The sequence below is a fragment of the Pseudarthrobacter albicanus genome, from assembly GCF_018224015.1.
Taxonomy (GTDB): domain Bacteria; phylum Actinomycetota; class Actinomycetes; order Actinomycetales; family Micrococcaceae; genus Arthrobacter; species Arthrobacter albicanus.
Genome location: NZ_JAGPOT010000184.1, coordinates 1 through 1541 on the forward strand (window position 1 = coordinate 1; position 1541 = coordinate 1541).

The window sequence follows — 1541 nt, forward strand, 5'->3', positions numbered from 1 at the left end:
GGTGTCGGGCAGGTCTACGATCATGGCCTTCTCCAGGTTCGTCCGTCACGGGCCAGCAGCTCGTCGGCGGAGGCGGGGCCCCAGCTGCCGGGGGCGTAGGGTTCGGGCTGTCCGGGCAGGGACGCCCAGTAGTCCTCGAACGGGTCCAGGATCTTCCAGGACAGTTCCACTTCCGCGTGCCGGGGGAACAGCGGCGGTTCGCCGAGCAGCACGTCCAGGATGAGCCGTTCGTAGGCCTCGGGGCTGGATTCGGTGAAGGAGTGGCCGTAGCCGAAGTCCATGGTCACGTCACGGACCTCCATCTGGGTGCCCGGGACCTTGGACCCGAACCGGATGGTGGCGCCCTCGTCGGGCTGGACCCGGATCACGACGGCGTTCTGGCCGAAGTCGTCCTCGCCGTGGTCGGTGAAGAGCAGGTTGGGGGCGCGCTTGAACACGACGGCGATCTCCGTGACCCGGCGGCCGAGGCGTTTGCCGGCGCGCAGGTAGAACGGCACCCCGGACCAGCGGCGGGTGTTGATGTCCACCCGGATCGCGGCGAACGTCTCGGTCCTGGAGTCGGCCGGGATGCCGTCCTCCGCCAGGTACCCCACGACTTTTTCGCCGCCCTGCCAGCCGCCGGTGAACTGGCCCCGGGCCGAGTGCGCGGACAGGTCCGCCGGGAGCCGGACCGCGGCGAGGACCTTTTCCTTCTCGGCGCGCAGGTCATCGGCGTTGAACGAGATCGGCTCCTCCATGGCTGTCAGGGCGAGCAGCTGCAGCAGGTGGTTCTGGATCACGTCGCGGGCCGCGCCGACGCCGTCGTAGTACCCGGCCCGGCCGCCGGTGCCGATGTCCTCGGCCATGGTGATCTGGACGTGGTCCACGGAGTTGGCGTTCCAGAGCGGCTCGAAGAGCTGGTTGGCGAAGCGCAGCGCCAGGATGTTCTGCACCGTCTCCTTGCCCAGGTAGTGGTCGATCCTGAACACCGCGTCCGGCGGGAAGACCGACTCGACGATGTCGTTGAGCTGCCGGGCCGATGCGAGGTCGTGCCCGAAGGGCTTCTCGATCACCACGCGGCGCCACTTGTCCCCCTCGGCCTGGGCCAGTCCGTGCTTGGAGAGCTGCCGGCAGACCAGTTCGAAGGCCTTCGGCGGGATGGACAGGTAGAACGCGTGGTTTCCCCGCGTTCCCCGGTTTTCGTCCAGTTCCTTGATCGTGTCGCGGAGCCGCTCGAACGCGGCGTCGTCGTCGAACTCGCCCTGGACGAACCGGATGCCCTGGGACAGCTGCTTCCACACCATGTCATCGAACGGGGTCCGGGCGTAGGCCTTGACGGCTTCCTTGACCTCGGCGGCGAAGTCCTCGTTGTCCCATTCCCGCCGGCCAAAGCCGACCAGGGCGAAGCTCGGCGGCAGCAGCCCCCGGTTCGCCAGGTCGTACACCGCAGGCATGAGCTTCTTGCGGGCAAGATCCCCCGTCACCCCAAAAAGCACCAACGACGACGGCCCGGCAATACGGTTCAGCCGACGATCCCGCGGATCCCGCAACGGATTACCCCC

Annotated in this window: 1 protein-coding gene; it reads right to left on the minus strand. The window is 68.1% G+C overall.

Annotated elements, in window-relative coordinates; genetic code table 11:
* Window positions 1–20: 20 nt before the first annotated feature.
* A partial coding sequence (zwf, locus tag J9611_RS21305; RefSeq protein ID WP_246528133.1) for a glucose-6-phosphate dehydrogenase occupies window positions 21–1541 on the minus strand: 1521 nt, incomplete at its 5' end.